We start from the raw sequence: 23,522 nt of genomic DNA, 5'->3' as shown, positions 1-23,522 counted from the left end.
ATGGCGAAACGTCGGAAGATCTCACCGCTTCCCGCTGACCCGCAATGGTACAAGGACGCGATTATCTATCAGCTCCATATCAAGTCGTTCTTTGACGCGAACAATGACGGCGTGGGTGACTTCAAGGGGCTCATCGACAAACTGGATTATATTGCCGGTCTTGGTGTTACCGCGGTTTGGCTGCTGCCTTTCTATCCGTCCCCCCGACGCGATGACGGCTATGACATCGCCGCATACAGGGACGTACACTCAGATTACGGGGTCATGGCCGATGTCAAACGCTTCATAGACGAAGCCCATGCGCGGGGACTGCGCGTCATTACGGAGCTCGTGATCAATCACACGTCGGATCAACATCCATGGTTTCAGAAGGCCCGCCGCGCCAAGCCGGGTTCGGCCGCCCGCAATTTTTACGTCTGGTCGGATAGCGACCAGACCTATGCCGGCACGCGGATCATATTTCTCGACACGGAGAAGTCGAACTGGACGTGGGATCCCGTGGCGGGTGCCTATTACTGGCATCGCTTCTATTCTCATCAGCCGGATCTCAACTTCGACAATCCGCAGGTTGTGCGGGCGGTGCTGAGCGTCATGCGCTTCTGGCTTGATCTCGGCGTCGACGGTCTGCGCCTTGATGCAGTGCCCTATCTGGTGGAGCGCGAAGGCACCATCAATGAGAACCTGCCGGAAACGCATACCATCCTGAAGCGTATCCGCGCCGAGCTCGACGCGGCCTATCCCGACCGGATGCTTCTGGCGGAAGCGAACCAGTGGCCGGAAGACACGCAGCAGTATTTCGGTGATGGTGACGAATGCCATATGGCGTTTCACTTCCCGCTCATGCCGCGCATGTATATGGCGATCGCCCGCGAAGACCGCTTTCCCATCACCGATATTCTACGCCAGACCCCGGAAATTCCGGAGAACTGCCAATGGGCGATCTTCCTGCGCAATCATGACGAACTCACGCTCGAAATGGTCACCGACAGCGAGCGCGATTATCTGTGGGAAGTCTATGCGGCGGATCGGCGCGCGCGTATCAACCTTGGCATCCGCCGCCGCCTTGCACCCCTCCTCGAGCGCGACCGCCGTCGCGTCGAGTTGATGAACGCCCTTCTGCAATCGATGCCGGGCACGCCGGTGATCTATTACGGCGACGAGATCGGCATGGGTGACAACATCCACCTCGGTGACCGTGACGGCGTGCGCACGCCCATGCAGTGGTCCGCCGATCGCAATGGCGGCTTCTCGCGGGCCGACCCTGAGCAGCTCGTCTTGCCACCGATCATGGACACGCTCTATGGCTTCGAGGCCATCAATGTCGAGGCGCAGAACAGAGATCCGCATTCGCTGCTCAACTGGATGCGGCGGATGCTGGCGACGCGCCGCAAACATCCAGCCTTTGGCCGCGGAACTCTCAGATTTCTCTACCCGAGAAACAGAAAGATTCTTGCGTACCTGCGTGAATACGAGGACGAAACGATCCTGTGTGTCGCGAATCTGTCGCGCTCGCCGCAGGCCGTCGAGCTTGACCTGTCGGCCTTCGCGGGCCGCATTCCGGTGGAGATGACAGCCGATTCGGTCTTTCCGCCGATCGGACAACTGACCTATCTGCTGACCCTGCCACCCTTCGGCTTCTATTGGTTCTTGCTGGCGACCGAGACGAATCTCCCCTCCTGGCATAGGCCGGCGCCCGAGCCGCTCCCGGAATTCGCGACGATCGTGCTGCGTCGCGGGCTCGATGAGCTCATGGACAAGCCGATCCGCCGCATTCTCGAGACGGAGTCGCTGCCGGCCTATCTGCCGAAGCGCCGCTGGTTCGCGGCGAAGGATGAGGCAATCGTCAAGGTCGAGATCGCAGCGCTCGCGCCCCTGCCCAAGGTCGCCGATACGGTGATCGCCGAGATCGATGTGACCACCAAGCGCGGCACTGCGCGCTATCTCATGCCCATGGGGATCGCCTGGGAGGACGAAATCTCCACCCCGCTGCCGCAGCAGCTCGCGCTGACGCGTCTGCGCCGCGGCCGGCGCGTGGGTTATCTCACAGATGCTTTTGCCCTGGAGCCTTTCATCCGCAGCACCTTGACCGCGCTTGTCGATGCCAAGCGGATTGTCCTCGGCGACGGCGAAATCCGCTTTCTGCCGGCACCGCAGCTTATGGATGTCGATATCGCGGGGGATGCCCCGCTGACCTGGCTTTCCGCCGAGCAATCAAACAGTTCCGTCATCATGGGGGATGTGCTTGTTGCCAAGCTCATTCGGCGACAGCAGCCGGGTATCCATCCTGAGGCTGAGATGAACCGCCATTTGGCGGAGCTCGGCTTCAAGAATTCCCCACCGTTTCTTGGCGAAGTCGTCAAGATATGGGGTGAAGACGACGCCCGGACGATTGCTATCGTGCAGGGTTTTATCCGGAACCAGGGCGACGGCTGGCACTGGACGCTCGATTTTATCAAGCGCAATTGCGGTGAGGCAGTTCGGGACGAGAGCATGACCGATGAGGAACTGCTCAAATCCTACCGGGTTATGGCCGCGGCACTCGGCCATGCGCTATCGCAGATGCACGACCTCCTCGCGCGCCCGAGCGATGATCCGGCCTTTGCGCCCGTCGTCGTCGACAAGGCCGGCACGGCCGCATGGGCCGCGGCCGTCGTCGCGCAGATCGAGAAGGCCTGCGCCGTCATCGAGGCCAGGAAGGAATGGTCGAATGACGAGGACCGGTTGCGCGCCGAGCGCATCGTGCGCCACCGTGGCCGTCTCGAACAGGAGGTGACGCGGCTCGCCGCCGCCGGCGTCGGCTCATTGGAAACCCGCATTCATGGGGATTTCCACCTCGGCCAGGTCCTGATCTCGCAAAGCGACGTTTTCATCGTTGATTTTGAAGGTGAGCCGAGCCGCAGTCTTGTGGAACGCCGCGCTAGAGCAAGCCGCTTCCGCGATGTCGCAGGACTTCTGCGTTCGTTTGACTATGCGGCTAAGGTGGCGGCGCGGACAGAACTTCGCGGTGAATCGACGGACGCGCGTAAGCAGGCCTTCATCGAGAAGTTCCGCGAAGTGGCCCATGATACATTCTTGCAAGCCTACCACGGCGTCCAGCCGGAGGCCGACGACCGGCAGCCGCAACGCCGCGACTCCCGCGATGCAGCCCTCATCGATCTCTTCACGCTCGAGAAAGCCGCCTATGAGCTTTGCTACGAGGCCGCCAACCGTCCTGACTGGATCGATATCCCCCTTCGCGCGCTGGCCGCACTGACATCCCGGCTCGTGGGCAGCCCGGTACGGGAGCCTGCATGATGCATGAGGAAGCGCCCCTGTTTCCCGCACCTTGCGACCACCCGCTCCTGCGCGTCGATGAAGCGACCGTCCAGGCGCTTGCACAGGGCCACATCGAAGATCCCTTTTCGGTGCTTGGCCCGCACGAGGCTGGGGAAGAGCGGGTCCTGCGCGCCTTCCTGCCAGGCGCGCGCGCGGTCTCGGTCATCGCACGCGACGACGGCCGCCCTCTCGCGACGCTCGTCACGCCCCAGCATCCCGCGCTGTTCGTCGGCTTCCTGCGCGACGCGGCGCCCTATCGCCTGCGCGTCACATGGCCCGGAGACGGCGGCGCAGCAGTGGTCGACGAGCGCGCCGACCCCTATTCTTTTGGGCCCATTCTGGGCGATCTCGATCTTCATCTGATTGCCGAGGGCCGTCATCATACCCTCTGGCAGGCGCTGGGGTCTCATCCGCGGGTGATTGACGGCGTTGAGGGTGTCTCGTTCGCGGTTTGGGCACCAAACGCGATGCGGGTCTCGGTCGTCGGTGACTTCAATGCCTGGGACGGGCGCAGGCATCCCATGCGTCTGCGCCATGCGGCGGGCGTGTGGGAGATCTTCATCCCGGGCTTGCGCGCCCGGGAGCGCTACAAATATGAGATTGTCGCCCGCAATGGCGATGTCCTGCCGTTGAAGGCTGATCCGGTTGCGCAGGCAACTGAGCCGCCCCCGGCAACGGCATCAATCGTTCCGGCAAAGCCGGCCCATCACTGGACCGATGCGGATTGGATGGCCGGACGCGCGGCTCGCCACGCGCCCGACGCGCCGATCGCGATCTATGAGGTCCATTCGGCGTCCTGGCTGCGGAAGGATGATGGGTCTGTTCTCGGATGGGACGATCTGGCGGAGCGGCTCGTGCCCTATGTGGCGGAGATGGGCTTCACCCATGTCGAGCTCATGCCAATCATGGAGCATCCTTTCGGCGGCTCCTGGGGTTATCAGCCCCTCGGCCTTTTTGCACCGACGGCGCGCCATGGCGGCGCTGACGGCTTTGCGCGATTTGTCGATGCCTGCCATACGGCTGGCGTCGGTGTCATCCTGGACTGGGTGCCCGCCCATTTCCCCTCTGACGTCTACGGTCTCGCGCAATTCGACGGCACCGCGCTCTACGAGCATTCCGATCCGCGCGAGGGATACCACCCGGATTGGAACACCCTGATCTATAATCTGGGTCGTCGCGAGGTGGCGGGCTTTCTCATTGCCAGTGCCCTGTTCTGGCTCCAACGCTTTCACGTGGATGGCCTGCGCGTCGATGCGGTGGCTTCAATGCTTTACCGCGACTACAGCCGGGCGCCCGGAGAATGGGTGCCGAATATCCACGGCGGGCGGGAAAATCTCGAAGCTGTCGCTTTCCTCAAGCATCTGAATGCGGTGATCGCGGAGGCCTGTCCCGGCGCGATGACGATCGCCGAGGAATCGACGGCCTGGCCTGGCGTCTCCAGACCCGTCGACGAAGACGGGCTGGGCTTCTCCTACAAATGGAACATGGGCTGGATGCACGACACGCTGCAGTATATCGAGCGTGATCCTGTGCACCGGAGCTATCATCATGACGAAGTCGGCTTTGGTCTCGTCTATGCTTTCTCCGAAAAATTCGTTCTTCCTCTTTCCCATGATGAAGTGGTTCACGGAAAGCACGCGCTCATAGGCAAAATGCCCGGCGATCGATGGCAGCGCTTTGCCAACCTTCGCGCCTACCTTGGCTTCATGTGGACCCATCCCGGCAAGAAGCTCCTCTTCATGGGCGGCGAGATTGCCCAGGAGCGCGAGTGGGACCACGATCGCATGATCGACTGGGACCTCATCTCCCAGCCCGAGCACGGCGGCATGCAGCGCCTTGTTCGTGACCTTAACCACGTCTATCGCAGCCAACCCGCCTTGCACCAGCTGGACTGCGAAGGCCGTGGCTTCCGCTGGATCGTCGGTGACGACCGCGCCAATAGCGTGTTCGCATTCCTGCGGCTCGGCCGCGAGGCTTCACCCGTTCTCGTCGTCGTGAACATGACGCCGGTGCCGCACACGCGCTATCGTATCGGCGTGCCGCAAGGGGGGCGCTGGGCCGAGATCTTCAACAGCGACGCAGCGATCTTTGGCGGCAGCAATATGGGCAATGCTGGCGGCGTCGCCGCCAGCGAGCAGCCGAGCCACGGCGAGCCTTTCTCCATCTGCCTCACCATCCCGCCCCTCGCCACCGTCCTTTTCACGCCGGAAACCTGACCCCATGCCGACAACGCCCGATCGCCTAGAGCCCGGATCACCTTATCCGCTGGGAGCCACCTGCGACGAACTCGGCGTGAATTTCGCGATCTTCTCCGCCCATGCCGAGCGCATCGACCTGTGCTTGTTCGACCCCTCCGGCCGGCGCGAGATTGCGCGATTGACGCTGCCCGAATGCACCGATCAGGTCTTTCACGGCCATCTGCCCCTGGCGCGCGCGGGCTTGCTCTATGGCTACAGAGCCTATGGACCGTATGAGCCGCGTCGCGGACATCGCTTCAATCATCATAAGCTCCTGCTGGATCCCTATGCGCGCGCCATCCACGGCCAGGTGCGCTGGTCGGATGCCCTGTTCGGGTACCGGCTGAATTCGAACCGGGCGGACATGTCCTTCGATCGCCGCGACAGCGCGGCCGCCATGCCGAAGGCCGTCGTCACCGATGATAGTCCAATTCAGCCGCCGTCACGGGATGGGCGCACATTGCCCCGGGTCCCGTGGTCCGAAACCGTGATCTACGAAGCGCATGTGCGCGGTCTCACCATGCATCGTGACGATATTCGTCCGCATGAGCGGGGTACATTCGCGGCGCTCTCGGAACCGGCCATTATCGAGCACCTCGCCAAACTTGGCATAACAAGTATCGAGCTGCTGCCCGTCCATGCTTATCTGCAGGATCGGCACCTTCTCGAAAAGGGCCTGAGGAATTACTGGGGCTACAACACCCTGTCGTTCTTCGCTCCGGAGCCCCGCTATCTCTCGGACGGGTCGCGCGACGAATTGCGTATGGCGGTCAATCGCCTGCATGCCGCGGGTATCGAAGTCATACTGGACGTCGTTTACAACCACACCTGCGAGGGGAGTGAACTTGGCCCAACATTGTCGTTCAGGGGCCTCGACAACGCAAGCTACTACCGGCTCGTCGACGGGAATGAACGCCATTGCATCAACGATACCGGAACCGGCAATACGGTGAATCTCTCCCATCCGCGCGTGCTGCAGATGGTGATGGATTCGCTGCGCTACTGGGTCACCTTCTACGGCATCGACGGTTTTCGCTTCGATCTCGGCACCACGCTCGGACGTGAGCCCTCCGGCTTTGATCCCGGATCGGGGTTCTTCGACGCGCTCCGGCAAGATCCGATCCTCTCGACCAAAAAGCTCATCTCGGAACCCTGGGACATCGGGCCGGGCGGCTATCAACTCGGAAACCATCCGCCGGGCTTTGCCGAATGGAATGACCGCTACCGCGACGGCGTGCGCCGCTTCTGGCGCGGCGATCCCGGCGTGCGCGGCGATCTGGCCGCGCGTCTTTCCGGGTCCGGCGAGATCTTCGACCGCAACGGCCGGTCGCCCTGGGCCTCGGTCAACTTCCTGACAGCCCACGATGGCTTCACGCTTGAAGATACCGTGAGCTTCAACGAACGCCACAACGAGGCCAATGGGGAGGACAACAACGACGGCCACTCCGAGAACTTCAGCAACAATTGGGGCGCTGAGGGCGAGACCGATAATGAAGACATCCTCGCGGTTCGTCAGAAGATCAAGCGCGCGATGCTCACCACCCTTTTTGCTTCCCACGGCACGCCGATGCTGTTGGGCGGTGATGAATGCGGACGTACCCAGGGCGGCAATAACAACGCCTATTGTCAGGACAACGCGATATCCTGGTTCGACTGGTCGCTGGCAGCGACACCTGAGGGCCAGAGCCTTCAAGCCTTTGTCGCGAGGCTGATCGCCGTGCGGCGTGATTATCCGGTGATCCGCTGCAAGTCCTTCATGCACGGCCGATCCGAACCCGCGCCCGGCGTCATGGATATCGCCTGGTACGACGAACGCGGCGAGGGAATGACGCCGGAAGCCTGGAACGATCCGGAGGGCCGGCGGCTTAATCTGCGCAGAGCCGGTCGGGATGCAAACGGCGCGGTCGAGGTCGTGTCCCTGCTGATCAATGGCTCCGCCGAGGATGCCCTCTTCACCCTGCCGCCGCCCGTCTTGGCGTGGCGCCGCGTGATCGACAGTGCCGATCCCTGGCGCGCGTGGGAAACCCTGGACGGCGAGGGCTTCATGGTTGCCGGCCATAGCGCAGTTGTTCTCGCGGGATATATCGGAGAAGGCGGATGAGCACGGGTCAAAGCTTCGCGTATCCGTTGAGCTTTGGTGCGACGAGTGAGGGCAGCAGGACCCGGTTCGCGCTCTGGGCTCCCGGTGCCGACGCCGTGGACCTGGTCATCGATGGAATGCCGCCCATCCCCATGGCCCCGGCGGAGGGCTGGTGGTCGTGCGAGGCGGCGGTGGGAGCGGACACCGCCTATCGCTTTCGCCTGCCCGATGGCACATCCGTGCCGGACCCGGCGTCGCGGGCCCAGCGCGACGATGTCCACGGTCCAAGCGTGGTCATCGATCCGCGGGATTACCGCTGGCAGCAGGCTGACTGGCTGGGACGCCCATGGGAGGAGGTGGTGCTCTATGAGCTTCACCCCGGCCTCCTGGGCGGCTACGCCGGCGTGGCGGCCCAGCTGCCGAAACTCAAGGCGCTCGGCATAACGGCGGTCGAGCTGATGCCGATCGCCGATTGTCCGGGGCGGCGCAACTGGGGTTACGATGGCGTCTTGCCCTTCGCGCCGAATTTAGCCTACGGCACGCCTGATGATCTCAAACGGCTTATTGATCGCGCCCATGCGCTTGAGATGATGGTATTCCTCGACGTCGTCTACAATCATTTCGGGCCGGACGGAAATTACCTTGCCTCTTACGCGCCGCAATTCTTCCGCGAAGATATAGCGACCCCCTGGGGCGCGGCCATTGACTTTCGTCGGCCCGAAGTGAGGCGGTATTTCACAGAGAATGTGCTTTACTGGCTGATGGAATATCGCTTCGACGGCCTGCGCTTCGATGCCGCGCATGCCATCACCGAGCCCGACTGGCTGGATGAGATGGCCGCAACCGTCAGGCGAACCGTCGAGCCTGGCCGCCATGTGCATCTCGTTCTCGAACACGACGGCAATATTGCCTCGCATCTTGCCGGGGACTTCGATGCCCAGTGGAACGACGACGCCCATCACGTCATGCATGTTCTATTGACGGGCGAGACGGGCGGCTATTACGCCGATTACGCCGACGCGCCTGCCTCCAAGCTGGCACGGGCCTTGTCGGAGGGCTTTATCTACCAGGGCGAGCCATCGCCGCATCGCGCCGGCGAGAAGCGCGGCACGCCAAGCGGTATGCTGCCGCCTTCGGCCTTCGTGTTCTTCCTGCAGAATCACGACCAGATCGGCAACCGCGCCTTCGGGGAGCGCTTGACGACGCTGGCTGATCCCGGCGCTCTCAAGGCGGCGGTCGCGCTCCAGCTTCTGACCCCGCAGATCCCGCTGATCTTCATGGGGGAGGAATACGGCAGCGAAACACCGTTCTTCTTCTTCACGGATCACAATCCTGAACTGGCAAAGGCCGTTCGGGAGGGCCGTCGCCGCGAATTCGCGGCCTTTGCCGCCTTCAACGACGTCGGCGTGGAGGCCCTGCCGGATCCCAACGCCGTCGACACATTCGAGCGATCGCGCCCCGTGGCGCCGGACGCGGCGCACGGTGAGGCGATGTTCGCTTATTACAGGAATTTGCTCGATCTGAGGCGGCAGCACATCGTTCCCGGAATTCGCGCTGCGCAGTCCATGGGCGCGCAAGCGCTTGGGGATGCAGCCGTGATGGCCTCCTGGCGCCTCGGCAATGGCCGGCGCTTGACGATCGCCTGTAATCTCGGTGCCGATGCTGTGTCCGTCGCGCCGGTGGCGGGGGATGTCATCTTTGCGAGCGATCCGGACGTGAAGGCCGAGGTCGCTGCCGGACGTCTTCCCCCGCGGGCGACGATCGCCACTTGCGGCCCGGCGGAAGGCACGGAGCCATGAGCGGCGGGGCGTCTCCCGATCTCCGTTCGCTGGCGACGGCCGCCGGCATAGCGGTCGATTGGACCGATGCGTTCGGCAAGCGCCGGACCGTGAAGTCCGTCACGCTGCGCCATCTCTTGGGGGCGCTCGGCCTCGCCGCGCACACGCCGTCAGACATCGCCGCCAGCCACAACCGTCTGCGCCAGGCTTCGCACGCAGCGCCGACCCTCGTCACGGGCGAGGTCGGCAAACCGTTTCCCATGCCGGCCGGCTTAAGGTCCCCCGGCGCGCAAACACGGCCGTTCGAAATCCGCCTCGAGAACGGCGAGGTTATAGAGGGGCGAGGATCCGCCATTCCTGCGATCGGCGTGCCGGGGTACCATAGGCTCCGGTATGGCGACCGCGAGGTGACCCTCGCCATTGCACCGTCACGATGCGTCTCGGTGGAGGAACTCACGGGCGCCGGACGTCGCTGGGGGGTCGCGGCGCAGCTCTATGGCCTGCGGCGTGAGATCGATGCGAAGACGCCCGTCGGCAATGGCGGCATCGGCGATTTCCGCGACCTGGCGGATCTCGCGGGCGTCGTGGCCGATGCGCGCGGCGAAGCGGTCTCGATCGGGCCGGTGCATGCGCTCTTCAGCGCCGATCCCGGCCGCGCCAGCCCCTATGCACCTTCAAGCCGGTTGTTCCTCAATCCTCTCCATGCGGACCCCACGGCGATCGCGGATCTGTCGCAGATCGAGAAGGCGCTCGATCAGGCCGATATGCGGATGGCCATGGTGCGCCATAACGAAAGCCGCCTGATCGACTGGCCGGCGGCGGCCAAGGCCAAGCTGGCATTCCTGCGCGCGCTCAAATCGATCATGGCGGCGGATCTCGCTCCCGGCGGCTCCTACGGCGGAGATTTCGCGGACTTCGTCGCGCGCGGCGGGCGAGCGCTGCGCGATCATGCCGTGTTCGAAGCCTTGCACGCCGCCTGTCTGAAGAACGACCCCGGCGCCCATCACTGGCGCCAATGGCCGGCCGAATTTCATGAGTCCGGAAGCGAGGCGGTGGCCGCTTTCGCCGCGGCGCAGGCCGAGGAGGTTTCCTTCCATCTCTTCCTGCAGTGGCTCGCGGACAAGAGCCTCGCGCGCGCCCAGGCCGCGGCCCGGGATGCAGGGCTCGGCATCGGCATTCTCTGTGATCTCGCCATCGGCACCGACGGCGGGGGCAGCTATGCCTGGGCCCACCGCGATGAGGTCATGGCGGGGGTCAGCATTGGCGCGCCGCCTGATCTCTTCAACCAGCTGGGACAGGACTGGGGGCTGACGGCCCTTTCGCCGCGAACCTTGGTGGCCCGCGATTTCGCACCCTTCCTGGACACGCTGCGCGCCGGCATGCGTCATGCCGGTGGCCTGCGTATCGACCATATTCTGGGTTTCGCGCGACTGTGGCTCGTTCCTGACGGCGCGACGCCGGATGAGGGGGCCTATCTTGCCTATCCGCTCGCCACGATGCTGCGGCTCGTCGCGCTCGAATCCTGGCGGCATCAGGCGATCGTCATCGGCGAGGATCTTGGCACCGTCCCTCCCGGCCTGCGCGAGGCCCTGGAGGACATTGGCGTTATCGGCATGCGCGTGCTCTGGTTCGAGCGGGACGAGAACGCCTACAAATCTGCCTCTTCCTGGCCGAGAACAGCCACAGCGATGACGACGACCCATGATCTTCCGACCGTCGCGGGCTGGTGGACAGGGCGTGACATCGATTGGCGCGAGAAGCTCGCGCTGTTTGGCCACGGCGGGTCCGCCGCCACGGAGCGGGCGGCACGGGACGAGGACCGCGCCGCCCTATGGTCGGCGTTCACGACGGAGGGGCTCGTCACGGATAGAGAGCCCCAGCCCGGCGCACAAGCCGAGCCCGTGGTCGACGCCGCTATCGCCTTCGTCGCGGATACGCCGGCGGATCTGGTTCTCATCCCGCTCGAGGACATCCTCGGCGAAACCGAGCAGCCGAACCTGCCCGGCACCGTGGCCGAACATCCCAACTGGTGCCGACGCCTGCCGATTGCAACGCAAGGACTAGCGGAACCGCCGGCAGCGGCACGCCGCCTGCGCAGCCTGTCCAGACGAAGAGGAAAGCCATGAACGGGAGCGGCAGGACTTATCCTCGCGCCACGATGCGTCTGCAACTCCATGGCGGCTTCACCTTCGACGATGCGGCCGCGATCGTGCCTTACATGGCCGAGCTCGGCATCAGCCACCTCTATACATCGCCGATACTGACCGCGCGTCCGGGCTCCATGCACGGTTATGACGTGGTCGATCCGACGACGGTCAACTCGGAGCTCGGCGGAGAGCCCGGGCTCCTCAGGCTGGCTGAGACGCTTCGCGGCCACGATATGGGCCTCATCGTCGACAGCGTGCCCAACCATATGGGTGTCGGGCGCGATAACGCGTGGTGGATGGACGTCCTGACCTTAGGGCGCGCAAGCGAATACGCGCGTTTCTTCGACATCGACTGGGATGCCAATCCCCGCGTCGTCCTGCCAATCCTCGGAGATACGCTCGACACCTGTATCGACCGGGGCGAGATCACGCTTGTACTTGACGCAGATAGCGATGCCCTCGCGCTCGCCTACGGTGAGCACCGGCTGCCGTTGTCTCCCGACAGCGCGCTCGACGCGCACGCGTCGACCGACCTGTACCAGCCGACCGACCTGCGCGCCCTTCTCGCCCGGCAGCATTATGAACTGGTCTTCTGGCGCGAGGCGGCTACGCGGCTGAACTGGCGGCGGTTCTTCGACATCAACGAACTGGTGGCGGTGCGGGTTGAGGATCCCGTCGTTTTCGAAGCCACCCATGCGACCTTGTTCAGGCTCTATGCCGAGGGGGAGATCGACGGACTTCGCATCGACCATATCGATGGCCTGACCGATCCCAGCGGGTATTGCCGTGCCCTGCGCCAGCGGCTGACGGCCCTGGAGGGGCGGCGTCCGCCGGGCGCACCGCGCGGCAGCTACGTCATCGTCGAGAAGATCCTTGCTGACCATGAAGAGCTCCCCCACGAATGGGGCATCGACGGCTCGACCGGCTATGACTTCATGGACGAGGTCGGGTCGTTCCTGCACCATCCGGATGGGGAACTGCCGCTCACACGCCTCTGGCAGGAGGCCAGCGGCCGCACGCTCGACTTCCATGCCGAGGAAAGGAAGGCGCGGGACGAACTTCTGGACGGCAGTCTGCGGCCGGAATTCGAACGCGCCGTTGCCGCCCTCGCCGCGGTCGCGCAGGCGCGCCAGGCGGGGATCGAAGCGGACGCGATCGCGGCAGCCCTGCGCGCGCTCGTCGTCCATTTTCCCGTCTATCGCACCTATGCCGGGGCGGCCGGCCGGCCGGCGCAGGACGCCTGGGCCGTGGAGAAAGCGCTGTCTGCGGTGCAGGCCGCCTGTTCCGAGGACGCCGCGGCTGCTCTCGGGGCGATCGACGCCTGGCTCGGCGGCGAGGCTCCGGATGCGGTCGGCTCCGACGAGGAACGCGCCAAGCGGGTCACGGCTATCAGGCGGTTCCAGCAGCTGACGGCGCCATTGGCCGCCAAGTCCGTGGAGGACACGGCGTTCTACCGCCATGGCAGGCTCCTCTCGCGCAACGAGGTGGGATCGAACGCCGGGCTTTTCGCTCGCGATGCGGAGGCCTTCCTCACAAGGTCCCGCCGTCGCGGGCGGGAATTTCCCGGCGCCATGCTGGCGACGGCGACCCATGACCACAAGCGCGGCGAGGATCTGCGGGCGCGGCTCGCCGTTCTCTCCGAATGCGCCGGGGAATGGGCGGAGCAGGTCGAGGCATGGCGGAACGACCATCGCGCGTTGCGTATGCAGGTCGGCGCGACGGGTGAGGCCGGCGAACACCTGATGCTCTATCAGATGATCATCGGCGCGTGGCCCTATGCCCTGCGCGCTGATGATCATGATGGCCTCGCGCTGTTTGTCGAGCGCTTGGCGGGATGGCAGGAAAAGGCGCTGCGGGAGGCCAAACTGCGCACCAGCTGGACATCGCCCGACGTGGCCTATGAAGGGGCTCAGCGGCAATTCCTGGCCGCGTTGCTCGATCCCGCGCGCTGTGCTTTCAGCGGGGAAGCGGAACTCTTCGTCCGGCGCATCGCACCTGCCGGCGCGGCCAACAGCCTCGCCCAGACCCTGCTGCGCCTGACCCTGCCCGGGGTGCCGGATACCTACCAGGGAACGGAGTTCTGGGATTTCAGCCTCGTCGATCCGGACAATCGCCGTCCGGTCGATTTTGCCGCGCGCCAGGCAGCGCTCGCGACCCTCTCCACGGCCGCCGAGCGCGCCGCCCATTGGCAGGACGGCCGCGTCAAACAGGCTGTCGTGGCGCTCGCGCTGCGCGCCCGGAAGCTCGATCCGGAGCTCTTCATAGAAGGCGCGCTGGAGCCGCTCACCGTGACTGGGCCGCGAGCCGCGACAATTGTCGCCTTCGCGCGTCAGGTCGGACGTCGCGCCGCCATTAGCATCGCGACAAGGACGGCCTTTCGGCTGCTCGACAGCACGCCGCAGATCCCCAGCGCGGCGCTGGCGGGCACGCATGTCTCTATTCCACCGCAATTGAGGGGTGAATATCGTGATGTGCTGTCCGGCCAGACCGTGACAATCACAACCCATCTCAATCTCGCCGACGTTCTTGTCGATTTGCCGGTCGCCCTCATCATGAAAGAACCGCCACGGCGGTGAGCTTTGCTCTGGGCGGCGTGGATGATGCGTGACGATCAAACATCCGCGTGCTCCTGCCGGGTCAGGCGTGGGAAGCAACGGCTGGCCGGCATCGACCTCAGAAACGCCACTAGCGCATTTTCGAGCGAAGTGGACACCGGTTCGCGTGAAGAAAATGCGCTAAAACAAAGACATGGAGCATTTTCGCGATTCGGAGAAACGCGAAAATGCTCTGGCGCGCGCCTGGGGGCTCCGCCACTCCCGAAAGCCGGCACGTCATGAAGCCGTCACCATGCCGCCGCTCGGCTCGGCCGGGGCTTGTGTGCAGTTTGGGAAATTCCTGTTGTCCGGGGTGAAGCGATCTGTTCCAAGTGCAACGGCGAGAGCTCAGGCTCCGGATCGCTGTCGATGAAGGGACGTCGGGATGAGCAGAACGGTTGTCATCGCCTCGGGTGTTCGCACTGCCATCGGTGATTTCGGCGGTGCGCTCGCCGGGATTTCGCCTTGCGAACTCGGCGCGATCGTGGCGCGGGAGGCCATCGCGCGGGCAGGCATCGCCGGGTCGGACATCGGCCAGACGGTCTTCGGCAATGTGATCCATACGGCGCCTGAGGACATGTATGTGTCGCGCGTGGTGGCGATGCGGGCCGGCGTGCCCGAGACGGCGCCCGCGCTGACCTTGAACCGTCTCTGCGGATCGGGAATGCAGGCCGTGGTGACGGCCTCGGAGCAGATACTCCTCGGTCATGCCGAGATCGTGCTCGCAGGCGGCACCGAGAACATGAGCCGCGCGGGGCATTTGCTGACGCAAAGCCGCAGCGGGCAGAAAATGGGCGACATGGCGGCCACCGACATGATGATCGGCGCGCTGACGGATCCTTTCGGCTCTGGCCACATGGGCATCACGGCCGAGAACATCGCCGCGCGGAGAGGGATAGACCGGACGGTGCAGGATACCTTTGCCCTGGAATCGCATCGCCGCGCGTCCCGCGCCATCGCGGAAGGGCGGTTCGTCGAGCAGATCATTCCCGTCGCTGTCAGGAAGGGACGAGAAGAGGCCCTGTTCGACACCGACGAGCATGTTCGCAGCGAGCTGTCGCTCGAGGATCTGACGCGGCTGCGTCCGGCTTTCCAAAAGGATGGCACCGTGACGGCCGGCAATGCGAGCGGCATCAACGACGGCGCGGCCGCGCTCGTGCTGATGTCGGGGGAGGCCGCCGCCCGGCATGCCGTGCAGCCGCTGGCGCGGATCGTCTCTTCGGGCCTCGGCGGGGTCGCACCGGACGTGATGGGGCTCGGCCCCATACCCGCCGTGCGGCAGGCGTTGACGCGCGCCGGGCTCTCGGTTTCCGACCTCGACGTGATCGAGTCGAACGAGGCCTTCGCCGCCCAAGCCTGCGCGGTCTCCCAGGAACTCGGGCTGGATCCGGCAAAGGTCAATCCGAATGGGGGTGCGGTGGCGCTGGGCCATCCGATTGGCGCCTCGGGGGCCATTCTTCTGGTGAAGCTCTGCTACGAACTGCAGCGGATCGGCGGTCGCTTCGGAATGGCCACCATGTGCATCGGCGGCGGCCAGGGCATCGCCGTCGTGGTCGAACGCACCTGACACCGGGCGGACTTGGCCTAAACGAGCTGAGCGACGGCTGGCGAGGAGGACGTCGCGAGAACGGTCTGAAGCGAGACGGACGGGTCGGCAAGACGATCAGGCGTTATGGCCATGGCGCGGCGGATCATCCGCGTCGCGGCCGCGACCTCTTTGGGTGCGTTCCAGCCGAAGGCACCGATCACATGCGATTGCGCGTCGAGAAAGAAGGCGCAGAACGAGGGGCCGTCCCGCTTGCCCCTGTCGACAACCTGTGCGGCCGCCGCTCCGGTGGCATCACCGACAACCTGGATATTGACGCCGTACTGGTCGCTCCAGAACCACGGCACTTCGTTGTACGGCTGGGCCGCGCCCGCCATGACGCGCCCGACCAGGGCGCCATGGTCCTGCGCGTGCTTCCAGCTTTCCCATACCCCATGACCACCGGCGAGCGGGAATTCGGCGACCTCGCCGGCGGCATAGATCCCGTCCGCGCTGGTGCGCCCGTAGGGATCGACGAGGATGCCCGCCCGTGTCGCGATGCCGGCGGCGCGGGCGAGGTCGATATTGCGGACAACGCCGATGCCGCAGACCACCGTATCCGCAGGCAGACGGCGCCCGTCGCCGAGCACCACGCTGTCCCCCTCGATCGCCGCGACCGCCACGGCACCCTCAAAAGTGACGCCATGGTGCTCATGCAATTGCTGGACCAGCACCCCCAGCTCGGGCGCCAGGGAGCGCGACATCACCGTGCGTTCCACATCCAGCACGGACACTGAACAGCCGCGGGCCTGCGCTGCCGCAGCCACCTCGAGCCCGATGACGCCGGCACCGATACAGACCACGGATTGTCCCGCGATCAGCCGCTGGCGCAGCTGGCTGGCGTCATCGAAAGTTCGGATCGCCAGGCCACGCTCGCCGCCGGGTACGTTGAGGCAACGGGGGCGGCTTCCGGTGGCGAGGAGCAACGCGTCGAAATCAAGGCCACCGCCGTAGGTCAGAGCAATCCGCCGGGCGGCGAGATCAATGGCCTCGACCTTGACCCCGACCATGGCCTCGATGCGCAGACTGCTGAAAACCGCCGGCTCGAAAAAATGCGTCAGCCTGGGCTCATCCTCGGCAAGAAGGAAGCTCTTCGACAGCGGCGGCCGATCATAGGGAAGGCTGGCCTCCTCACCAATGAGAACGATGCGCCCGCCAAAGCCTGCCCGCCGCATCGCCACGGCAGCATGCGCGCCGGCCTGGCCGGCGCCAACGACGACGTGCGTTCGCATCGCTTGTTGACCCGCTGTCATTGGGGGAGGGCCACGAAGATCTCGCCGTCGCGGACCTCCACGGCAAAGACCGCGATGTCGCGCTTCAGCGGCTCGCACAGAGCCCGCCCGGTGCGCACGTCGAAGCGTCCGGCGTGGAGCGGACATTCCACTTCCGAGCCTTCCAGCCAGCCGTCACTCAGCAACGCGAATTCATGCGTGCAGACATTCTGGGTGGCGCGGAAGCTGTCGTCGTCCAGATGATAGATCGCCAGCTTGAACCCATTGACACTCACGCCCAGCATCTCGCCGAGCGGTACCGCAGCGGTCGTGGCCACCCTGACCCACGTCATCACATTGCTCAAGTCACGCTCCCTATTAGGGTCAGGACCCATTCATCTGGTTGAAATGGTGTGAGGCCATTTGGCCGGATACAAGAAGCGGAGGTGAAGGAAGCCTTTCGGCTTTCGAGCCCTCCGCGACGCAGTTGCCGGCCAAATGGACCACATCCGAAGGACGCCGAAACGGCTGCGACCTGCGGCGTCGAGCCACTCGGCCGATGGAACCCCATCGACCTTCGCGTCTCTCCAGGAATCTCTTTTCGGCATCTCTTTGCCGTTTCAGGCGCCATTTCCATCATATTAATGGGTCCTGACCCTAAGACGCGCCGCGACTAAAGACGATAGAGGCCAAGTGCATTGCTGCGCATGACCTTGTTCATCTTGTCCTCCGGCATCTCCGTCTTGAATGCATATTTGGGATCATCATAGTCCCAATGGGGATAGTCGCTGGCATAGAGGAGCCTGTCCCACCCGACCTGCTCGAAGATGTGCACCAGATCTTCCGGCGCCTCCGGCTCTTCAATCGGCTGCGTCGAGAAGTAGAAATTCTCGGCGACATAGTCCGACGGTGGACGCTTCACATGCGGCACCTCGGAACCCATGCTGCGCCACAGCCTGTCGATACGTTTCCTGAGCGGAATCGACCAGGCCACGCCGCCTTCGATAAGGACGAATTTCAACTGGGGGAAATATTCGCAGACGCCTTCGAAGATCAGGCTCATCATGTGGGTCTGCATGGTGGCGACGAGCGACAGATGCTCCTCGTTATAGTAGGCGGGCCAGCCGCTCGCCGTGCGCGCGCCCGCCGGCCCACCGACGTGGATGCCGATGGGCAGGCCGTATGCCGCGGCCTCTTCGTAGATCGGCCAATAGCGTCGACGTCCCAAGGGCTCCGCCGCAAGCGACACAAGCTGGATCTGCGCATAGCGCCGGTCCGGTGCGCGACGCCGGATCTCCGCAACGGCGGCGCGGGCGTCTTCATGGGCGATGACCAGGGACGCGCGCAGCCGCGGTTCCTGATCCACGAAAGCATCGACCTGCCAGTCATTGACAGCCGATACCAACGCCGCGCCAAATTCCACGTTATGCGCGGATTGCCCGAAGCCGAGCGGCTCCATGATGCCGAGAGCCACGTCGTTTCGGTCCAGATGCTGTGCGCGCATCAAGGACAGATCGGATCCGGGCAGGCCGCCGTTTTCAGGCCAGGCATCACGCCGCGCCGTTCCCGGCATGTAGCGGGGATAGCCATAGACGCTCGCATAGGGGCCGTTGGTCTGCTGGCCGTATAGGTCGAGATGGTCCTGCCAGCGCCGCGCCATATAGGGTTTGAGCGTCTCGCCTCCCTGTGCGGGGGCCGGATGAATGTCCGAGTCGATGATGCCGGCGCCGACCTTGTCCGCCGCAACCGGTCTGTCCAAAACGGCCGTGCTCATGACAGGCTCTCCCTCAAGCGTGGATAGGTATTCAGCGGGTTCTGCCAGGCGATCTTGCGGGCGAGCTCCGAGGAGAGGCCGGGTGGCATCGCGTCGGAGCCCTCAAAATGCCAGTGCGGATAATCCGATGAGAACAAGAGGATATCGTCCGAGCCCAACTGCTCGATGAACCGTTCGAGGTCAGGCCCGGCATCCGGGCCGTCAAACGGCTGAATGGTCATGCGGATCCGATCCCGCACCTCGTCGATCGCTGGGCGCTTCATCCACGGCACTTCGCCGCGCACGCCGCGCCAGGTCTTCGTCGAGCGCCACATGAAGGGCACCACCCAGCCCACGCCGCTCTCGATCAGCACGAAGGTGAGATCCGGGAACTTGCTGAAGACGCCTTCGCACAGAAGGCTTTGCACCTGAGCGCAGAACATCTGCGGCGCGCTCGCGTAGTCCTGCAGAAGATGCGTCGGCGACCCCGTCGGCGTGGCGGGGTAGCGCTGCATGCTACCGGCATGGATGCCGATGGGCAGTCCGTGCCGTTGCGCAGCCTCAAAGATCGGCCAGTAGTAGCGCCGCCCCAGGGTCAGCTCGTTGGCGACGAGCATCAGCACCTGGACAAACCGGCGATCGCTGCTCGCACAGCGGTCGATCTCGGCGGCGGCTGCGATCGGATCCTGCGCCGCCACGACGATGGAGGCGCGCAGGCGCGGCTCGCGGTCCAGCCACTCATGGCGGATCCAGTCGTTCACGGCGGCTGAGACCGCCGTGCCCATGTGCTCGCTCATGGCGACCTGGCCGCCGTAGAGCGGGTTGCAGATCGCCAGGCTCAATCCCAGCCCGTCCAGCGCCTGTCTGCGCACGGTTTCCAGGCTTGAGCCGGGGGGCCGCCCCTTCTCCCGCCAGTCCGGGCGGCAGCTGATCGGCGCGGTCGGCGGGTAGCTCGCCAACTCCATGCCGTCGATCTCGCGGTTGACGAATTGCTCGCGCCAGAAATCCGACATGTAGGGCAACAGTGCCTCCACCCCGGGAACGCCGGGATGGATATCGCAATCGATCTTCATGCTGTCGCTGCCGGTGTTCACCATGATCATCGCCTCTGTTCAGATCAGACCGGCCCGCCGCAGCGTGCGCTTCCACTCCGCCGCGGCCGCGTCCATGGCCTCCTGCGCAGTGGCCTGGCCGAGGAGAACCCGCGATATATGGGGGCGGATCTGCTGGTCGCAGACCGTGAACACCGGGTCGTCCGCCGTCGGGAATGCGATGGACACCTTCGCCATCTCGGAAAAGGCTGGCGCCCAGCCGAGGGCCTTGACGACATCCGGGTCGTTGAGCACCGAATTGCGCGGCGGCGCGTTGCCATCCCTGGTCGTGCTCTTCATGGCCGCCTTGCTGGTCGCCATCTTCAGGAATTCGAAGGCCCAGCGCTTGTTCTTGGAATTCTCAGACACGCCCATGGCCCAGCCGCCGGCGGACGCCGTGGCCTGTGACGGATCGGTCGCGCCCGGCACTTTCGCCCAGGCCCATTTCCCCGCGGTCTTGGACTTCGCCGGGTCGCCCATCAGGGTAGCGTAGGGGCCGATCGTGACTGTCATGGCATAGCGATCCGCCTGGGCACCGGCCGTCAAACCATCCCATTCCCAGGTCGAATATTCGGGTGGCACGACCTTGTCCTTGGCGAGCCCCCCGTAGAACTGCAACGAAGATACCGCTTCCGGCTTGTTGATCAGAATGTCCCAAGTCTTGGGATCGTAGTAACGCCCCCCGCTCGATAACAGAAACGGATGCCACCCCCGCACCATGGCCTCGGATTCACGGCCGTACATGCCGATGCCGAAGCGTTCGGGACCGAACTTCTCGGTCACGGCGAGACCGGCCTGGCGATAGTCCGCGAAGGTGGACGGGGCTTTACTGATCCCGGCCTTCTCGAGAATATCAGGCTGATAGTGCTGGATATAGGTGGTATAGCGGAACGGAACGCCGACAAGCCGGCCGCCGACAGTGTAACCGAGCCGCGAGGACAAGAAGATATCCTCGAAATCATAGCCATCGGGCGCGCCGAACTCCTTGAAAAGAGCAGTGTGATCGGCGAGGCCGCTGGCCATGGCATTGACGTTGCCGGTGTTGAACCAGGCGACATCGATGCCGCCGTCGCTTGCGCTGAGCTGGGTCTTCAGGCGGGCCGCCAGAGCATCGATGGGCAGCCACTCGAACTGCACCTTGATGCCCGTCTTGTTCTCGAACAGCGGCGCGATTTCCTGCTCGAACGTGCGGTTCCAGTTGATCTTCAAGCCCGTGACGACAATCTTGTCGGGCTTGGCCGCAGCCAGCGCCGGCGCGCCGATGAGGGGGGTCGCCGAGGCGCCGGCGCCGAGCGCCGCCGTCCCTTGCAGAAAATGCCGGCGTGACAGTGATATGCCCCGCCCCCTTTGATCGCATGATGTCATTGTTTTCCCTCCCGATTATCCTTTGACCGCGCCGGCCGACAGGCCGGCCAGCAGGTGCCTTTGCGCCATGACGGCGATGATCAGAACCGGCGCCACCACCAGCATCCCGGCCGCGGAAAGCTGCCCCCAGTCGACCCCGCTGTCGGCGGTGGAATAGCTCGCCAGAAGCACAGGCAAGGTCTGGGTGGCGTTGTTGGTGAGCACGGCGGCGAATAGAAAATCGTTCCAGGCCAGAAGCAGACACAGAATGCCGATCGCCATCATGCCGGGCCGCGAGAGCGGCAGAACGATATAGAGAAATATTGCCCAGCGGCTGGCGCCGTCGATCGTGGCGCTTTCCTCGATCTCATGCGGGATCTCCTCGAAGAAGCTGCGCATTACCCAGACGACCAGCGGCAAGCCGAAGGTGGTATAGGCCAGAACAAGGCTGATCGTCGTGTTCTGCAAGCCGAGGCTTGAGAACAGCATGAACATGGGGATGAGGACCGCGATGGCCGGCAGCATACGCATCATCAACAGCGCGTAATAGATGGTCGCCTTGCCCCGGAAGGACACGCGCGCCATGGCATAGGCCGCCGGCGTGCCCACCACGAGCGAAAGCAGGACGGCGCCGCCCGCCGTCAGCAGGCTATGCCAGAGCGCGGGCAGGAAGCTCGCCGTGGCCAGCACGGCCTCGTAGTTCTCCCAGGTGGGCTGCCAGAAGAACAGCGGCGGCGACGCGAAGGTCTGCAAGCGCGTCTTCAGGGAGAGGCCGAATATCCACAGGATCGGAAACAGAAAAATGGCGATCAAAGCCAGAATTCCGGCATATATGCCGATGTAGGGGAGGGCTCGCCGCAGGCGGACAATGAGATCAGGGGACATCCGTGTCGCATGCATCAGCGCGGCTCCGTCAGCCTGAAGACGAGAATGGGCAGGGCGCATAATGCGAGGCAGGTCACCAGCATGATCCAGGACGCCGCTGCGCCCATGGTGAAATCGAACTGCCCGAACGTGAGCGCATAGGTGTAGATGGACAGAAGATTCGTCGAACCGGCAGGACCGCCCCCTGTCATGACATAGACATTGTCGAAGGAGCGAAACTCGAAGATCGTGCGCAGCAGCAAGGCTACGAGAATGGCCGGCCGCAGCGCAGGCAAAGTCACGTGGCGGAACACCTGCCAACGGCTGGCGCCGTCGATCTGCGCCGCCTCGCGGGGCTCTGTCGGCAAGGAGCGCAGGGCCGCGAGCAGGAGGATAGCGACATAGGGCGTGTTCTGCCAGACATTGACCAGCGCGACCGAGAAGGGCGCCAGGGTGGTATTCCCCAGCCAGACGATCTTGCTGCCGATCAGGAAGTTGACGAAGCCGTATTCGGGGTCGAGCAGCAGCTTCCAGCACAGCGCCGCGACGATGGGTGTCATCATCATCGGCATGATCAACAGAGATCGCGCCAGCCGCATGAGCGGCACGTCCTTCATGAGCAAGGTGGCGACCGCGAGGCCGAGCAGCATCTCCGATGCCACCACCGCGATCGTGTAGATGACCGTCAGGACAAGGCTTGCGACGAAGGCCGGCTCGGTCAGAAGCAGCCGGTAGTTCTCGATTCCAACAAGGCCGCCGCCATACAGGCTGCGTGTGGCGGTCCACCCGCGGAAGCTGAGATAGAATGAAAACAGTAAAGGAGCCCCGAAAACCAGCAACATGATGATCACGGTAGGAGCGACGGCCGTTATATGAAAATATCGATCGAGCACATCTGCCAGGCGTGAGCGGCGGGAGCTCGTTCGTTGTGTCGTCACATCGATATGGGGTGAGCGGGCGGCATCGGAGGTCATCTGCAGCGCGGTTTCGCTCATGGTCAGGCATCCACGATCAGATAGTCACCGTCGACACTCACCGGGATGGCCTCCGCCTTGTAGGGGCCCTCAACGAGCGCGCGCCCCGCTTCAACGCGCACTGTGAAGGGGCGCACCTTGATCCTGGACGGGTCGCACCAGGACTGGCCGGTGCGGATGTCGAATTCCCACCCGTGCCAGGGACAGCGGATGAATTCGCCCGACCGTGTGCACACCGCGTCGCCCGGCTCGTCAGAATCCGCAATGCCCGTCGCTATTCCGCGCGACAGGTCCGCGCTTTGATGGGGGCAGCGATTCAGCAGGCCAAAGTATTCGCCCGATAGATTGAAAATCACGATGGGGCGCCCCTTGAGCGTCACCACCATGCGCTCACCCGGCGCTATATCGGCGGCACGTCCGACCACGTGCTTCGTCATGCTCCGCGTCTCCTCCGGGGCAATTGTTCTTATGGGGGACAGGCTAGCCGCATTGGGTCTGTATTAATATAGACAGGATCAAAATTTTTTTCTAATACAGATCTATCGTCTG

15 protein-coding genes are annotated in these 23,522 nt (G+C 64.2%); 7 read left to right on the top strand and 8 right to left on the bottom strand.

The features are described 5' to 3' along the window. The 7 genes from treS (at nucleotide 1) to bktB (ending at nucleotide 15,718) form a co-directional block, all read left to right on the top strand. Nucleotides 1–3,294, top strand: a complete 3,294-nt coding sequence (treS, locus tag C7450_RS06490; protein WP_110373587.1) for a maltose alpha-D-glucosyltransferase — start codon at nucleotides 1–3, stop codon at nucleotides 3,292–3,294. Then, on the top strand, nucleotides 3,294–5,531 hold the full coding sequence (gene glgB / locus C7450_RS06485) for a 1,4-alpha-glucan branching protein GlgB (protein ID WP_110373586.1): 2,238 nt from the start codon (nucleotides 3,294–3,296) through the stop codon (nucleotides 5,529–5,531). Before treS ends, glgB begins: the two co-directional genes overlap by 1 nt. A 4-nt stretch (nucleotides 5,532–5,535) precedes the next feature. Then, nucleotides 5,536–7,653: a glycogen debranching protein GlgX gene (gene glgX / locus C7450_RS06480; RefSeq protein WP_110373585.1), complete on the top strand. Its 2,118-nt coding sequence runs from the start codon at nucleotides 5,536–5,538 to the stop codon at nucleotides 7,651–7,653. Next, nucleotides 7,650–9,431 (top strand): malto-oligosyltrehalose trehalohydrolase, encoded by a 1,782-nt coding sequence (treZ, locus tag C7450_RS06475; protein ID WP_110373584.1) that lies wholly within the window; start codon nucleotides 7,650–7,652, stop codon nucleotides 9,429–9,431. The genes glgX and treZ overlap by 4 nt, the downstream gene beginning before the upstream one ends. Next, nucleotides 9,428–11,536, top strand: a complete 2,109-nt coding sequence (gene malQ, locus C7450_RS06470) for a 4-alpha-glucanotransferase (RefSeq protein WP_110373583.1) — start codon at nucleotides 9,428–9,430, stop codon at nucleotides 11,534–11,536. The genes treZ and malQ overlap by 4 nt, the downstream gene beginning before the upstream one ends. Next, nucleotides 11,533–14,133, top strand: coding sequence for a malto-oligosyltrehalose synthase (treY, locus tag C7450_RS06465; RefSeq protein ID WP_110373582.1), 2,601 nt, complete (start codon nucleotides 11,533–11,535; stop codon nucleotides 14,131–14,133). Before malQ ends, treY begins: the two co-directional genes overlap by 4 nt. 403 nt (nucleotides 14,134–14,536) lie before the next feature. After that, the gene (bktB, locus tag C7450_RS06455; protein WP_110373580.1) at nucleotides 14,537–15,718 is read left to right on the top strand and encodes a beta-ketothiolase BktB; all 1,182 of its coding nucleotides are present in this window, start codon (nucleotides 14,537–14,539) and stop codon (nucleotides 15,716–15,718) included. 17 nt (nucleotides 15,719–15,735) lie between these two features. On the opposite strand, the gene C7450_RS06450 is transcribed toward bktB, so the two are convergent. The 8 genes from C7450_RS06450 to C7450_RS06415 all read right to left on the bottom strand — a co-directional run bounded on the left by C7450_RS06450 (nucleotide 15,736) and on the right by C7450_RS06415 (nucleotide 23,410). Further along, complete coding sequence (locus C7450_RS06450; protein ID WP_170147099.1) at nucleotides 15,736–16,968, bottom strand: NAD(P)/FAD-dependent oxidoreductase; 1,233 nt, start codon at nucleotides 16,966–16,968, stop codon at nucleotides 15,736–15,738. Nucleotides 16,969–16,985: 17 nt separating this feature from the next. Beyond that, nucleotides 16,986–17,300 (bottom strand): non-heme iron oxygenase ferredoxin subunit, encoded by a 315-nt coding sequence (locus C7450_RS06445; protein WP_110373578.1) that lies wholly within the window; start codon nucleotides 17,298–17,300, stop codon nucleotides 16,986–16,988. Between the two features lie 320 nt (nucleotides 17,301–17,620). Beyond that, entirely contained in the window at nucleotides 17,621–18,721 is a 1,101-nt protein-coding gene (locus C7450_RS06440; protein WP_110373577.1) for an amidohydrolase family protein, read from the bottom strand. Next, nucleotides 18,718–19,797, bottom strand: a complete 1,080-nt coding sequence (locus tag C7450_RS06435; protein ID WP_110373779.1) for an amidohydrolase family protein — start codon at nucleotides 19,795–19,797, stop codon at nucleotides 18,718–18,720. Before C7450_RS06435 ends, C7450_RS06440 begins: the two co-directional genes overlap by 4 nt. Before the next feature lie 15 nt (nucleotides 19,798–19,812). Next, nucleotides 19,813–21,156 carry an ABC transporter substrate-binding protein gene (locus tag C7450_RS06430; RefSeq protein WP_110373778.1) on the bottom strand — a complete coding sequence of 448 codons (1,344 nt, stop codon included), beginning with the start codon at nucleotides 21,154–21,156 and terminating at the stop codon, nucleotides 19,813–19,815. A 15-nt stretch (nucleotides 21,157–21,171) separates the two neighbouring features. Next, complete coding sequence (locus C7450_RS06425; RefSeq protein WP_170147098.1) at nucleotides 21,172–22,035, bottom strand: carbohydrate ABC transporter permease; 864 nt, start codon at nucleotides 22,033–22,035, stop codon at nucleotides 21,172–21,174. Beyond that, nucleotides 22,035–22,994 carry a carbohydrate ABC transporter permease gene (locus C7450_RS06420; protein WP_110373575.1) on the bottom strand — a complete coding sequence of 320 codons (960 nt, stop codon included), beginning with the start codon at nucleotides 22,992–22,994 and terminating at the stop codon, nucleotides 22,035–22,037. The genes C7450_RS06425 and C7450_RS06420 overlap by 1 nt, the downstream gene beginning before the upstream one ends. 2 nt (nucleotides 22,995–22,996) lie before the next feature. After that, the gene (locus C7450_RS06415) at nucleotides 22,997–23,410 is read right to left on the bottom strand and encodes a Rieske (2Fe-2S) protein (RefSeq protein ID WP_110373574.1); all 414 of its coding nucleotides are present in this window, start codon (nucleotides 23,408–23,410) and stop codon (nucleotides 22,997–22,999) included. Nucleotides 23,411–23,522 lie beyond the last annotated feature (112 nt).

It is taken from the genome of Chelatococcus asaccharovorans (assembly GCF_003201475.1).
GTDB classification, from domain to species: domain Bacteria; phylum Pseudomonadota; class Alphaproteobacteria; order Rhizobiales; family Beijerinckiaceae; genus Chelatococcus; species Chelatococcus asaccharovorans.
The sequence above is the reverse complement of the archived record's forward strand: the minus strand, read 5'-3'. Positions and strand labels throughout refer to the sequence as shown.

Excerpts from the sequence above, each read along its gene's own strand:
- treS (WP_110373587.1), top strand. The coding sequence starts at position 1 with ATGGCGAAACGTCGGAAGATCTCACCGCTTCCCGCTGACCCGCAATGG.
- glgB (WP_110373586.1), top strand. The coding sequence starts at position 3,294 with ATGCATGAGGAAGCGCCCCTGTTTCCCGCACCTTGCGACCACCCGCTC.
- glgX (WP_110373585.1), top strand. The coding sequence starts at position 5,536 with ATGCCGACAACGCCCGATCGCCTAGAGCCCGGATCACCTTATCCGCTG.
- treZ (WP_110373584.1), top strand. The coding sequence starts at position 7,650 with ATGAGCACGGGTCAAAGCTTCGCGTATCCGTTGAGCTTTGGTGCGACG.
- malQ (WP_110373583.1), top strand. The coding sequence starts at position 9,428 with ATGAGCGGCGGGGCGTCTCCCGATCTCCGTTCGCTGGCGACGGCCGCC.
- treY (WP_110373582.1), top strand. The coding sequence starts at position 11,533 with ATGAACGGGAGCGGCAGGACTTATCCTCGCGCCACGATGCGTCTGCAA.
- bktB (WP_110373580.1), top strand. The coding sequence starts at position 14,537 with ATGAGCAGAACGGTTGTCATCGCCTCGGGTGTTCGCACTGCCATCGGT.
- C7450_RS06450 (WP_170147099.1), bottom strand. The coding sequence starts at position 16,968 with ATGCGAACGCACGTCGTCGTTGGCGCCGGCCAGGCCGGCGCGCATGCT.
- C7450_RS06445 (WP_110373578.1), bottom strand. The coding sequence starts at position 17,300 with ATGACGTGGGTCAGGGTGGCCACGACCGCTGCGGTACCGCTCGGCGAG.
- C7450_RS06440 (WP_110373577.1), bottom strand. The coding sequence starts at position 18,721 with ATGAGCACGGCCGTTTTGGACAGACCGGTTGCGGCGGACAAGGTCGGC.
- C7450_RS06435 (WP_110373779.1), bottom strand. The coding sequence starts at position 19,797 with ATGGTGAACACCGGCAGCGACAGCATGAAGATCGATTGCGATATCCAT.
- C7450_RS06430 (WP_110373778.1), bottom strand. The coding sequence starts at position 21,156 with ATGACATCATGCGATCAAAGGGGGCGGGGCATATCACTGTCACGCCGG.
- C7450_RS06425 (WP_170147098.1), bottom strand. The coding sequence starts at position 22,035 with ATGCATGCGACACGGATGTCCCCTGATCTCATTGTCCGCCTGCGGCGA.
- C7450_RS06420 (WP_110373575.1), bottom strand. The coding sequence starts at position 22,994 with ATGAGCGAAACCGCGCTGCAGATGACCTCCGATGCCGCCCGCTCACCC.
- C7450_RS06415 (WP_110373574.1), bottom strand. The coding sequence starts at position 23,410 with ATGACGAAGCACGTGGTCGGACGTGCCGCCGATATAGCGCCGGGTGAG.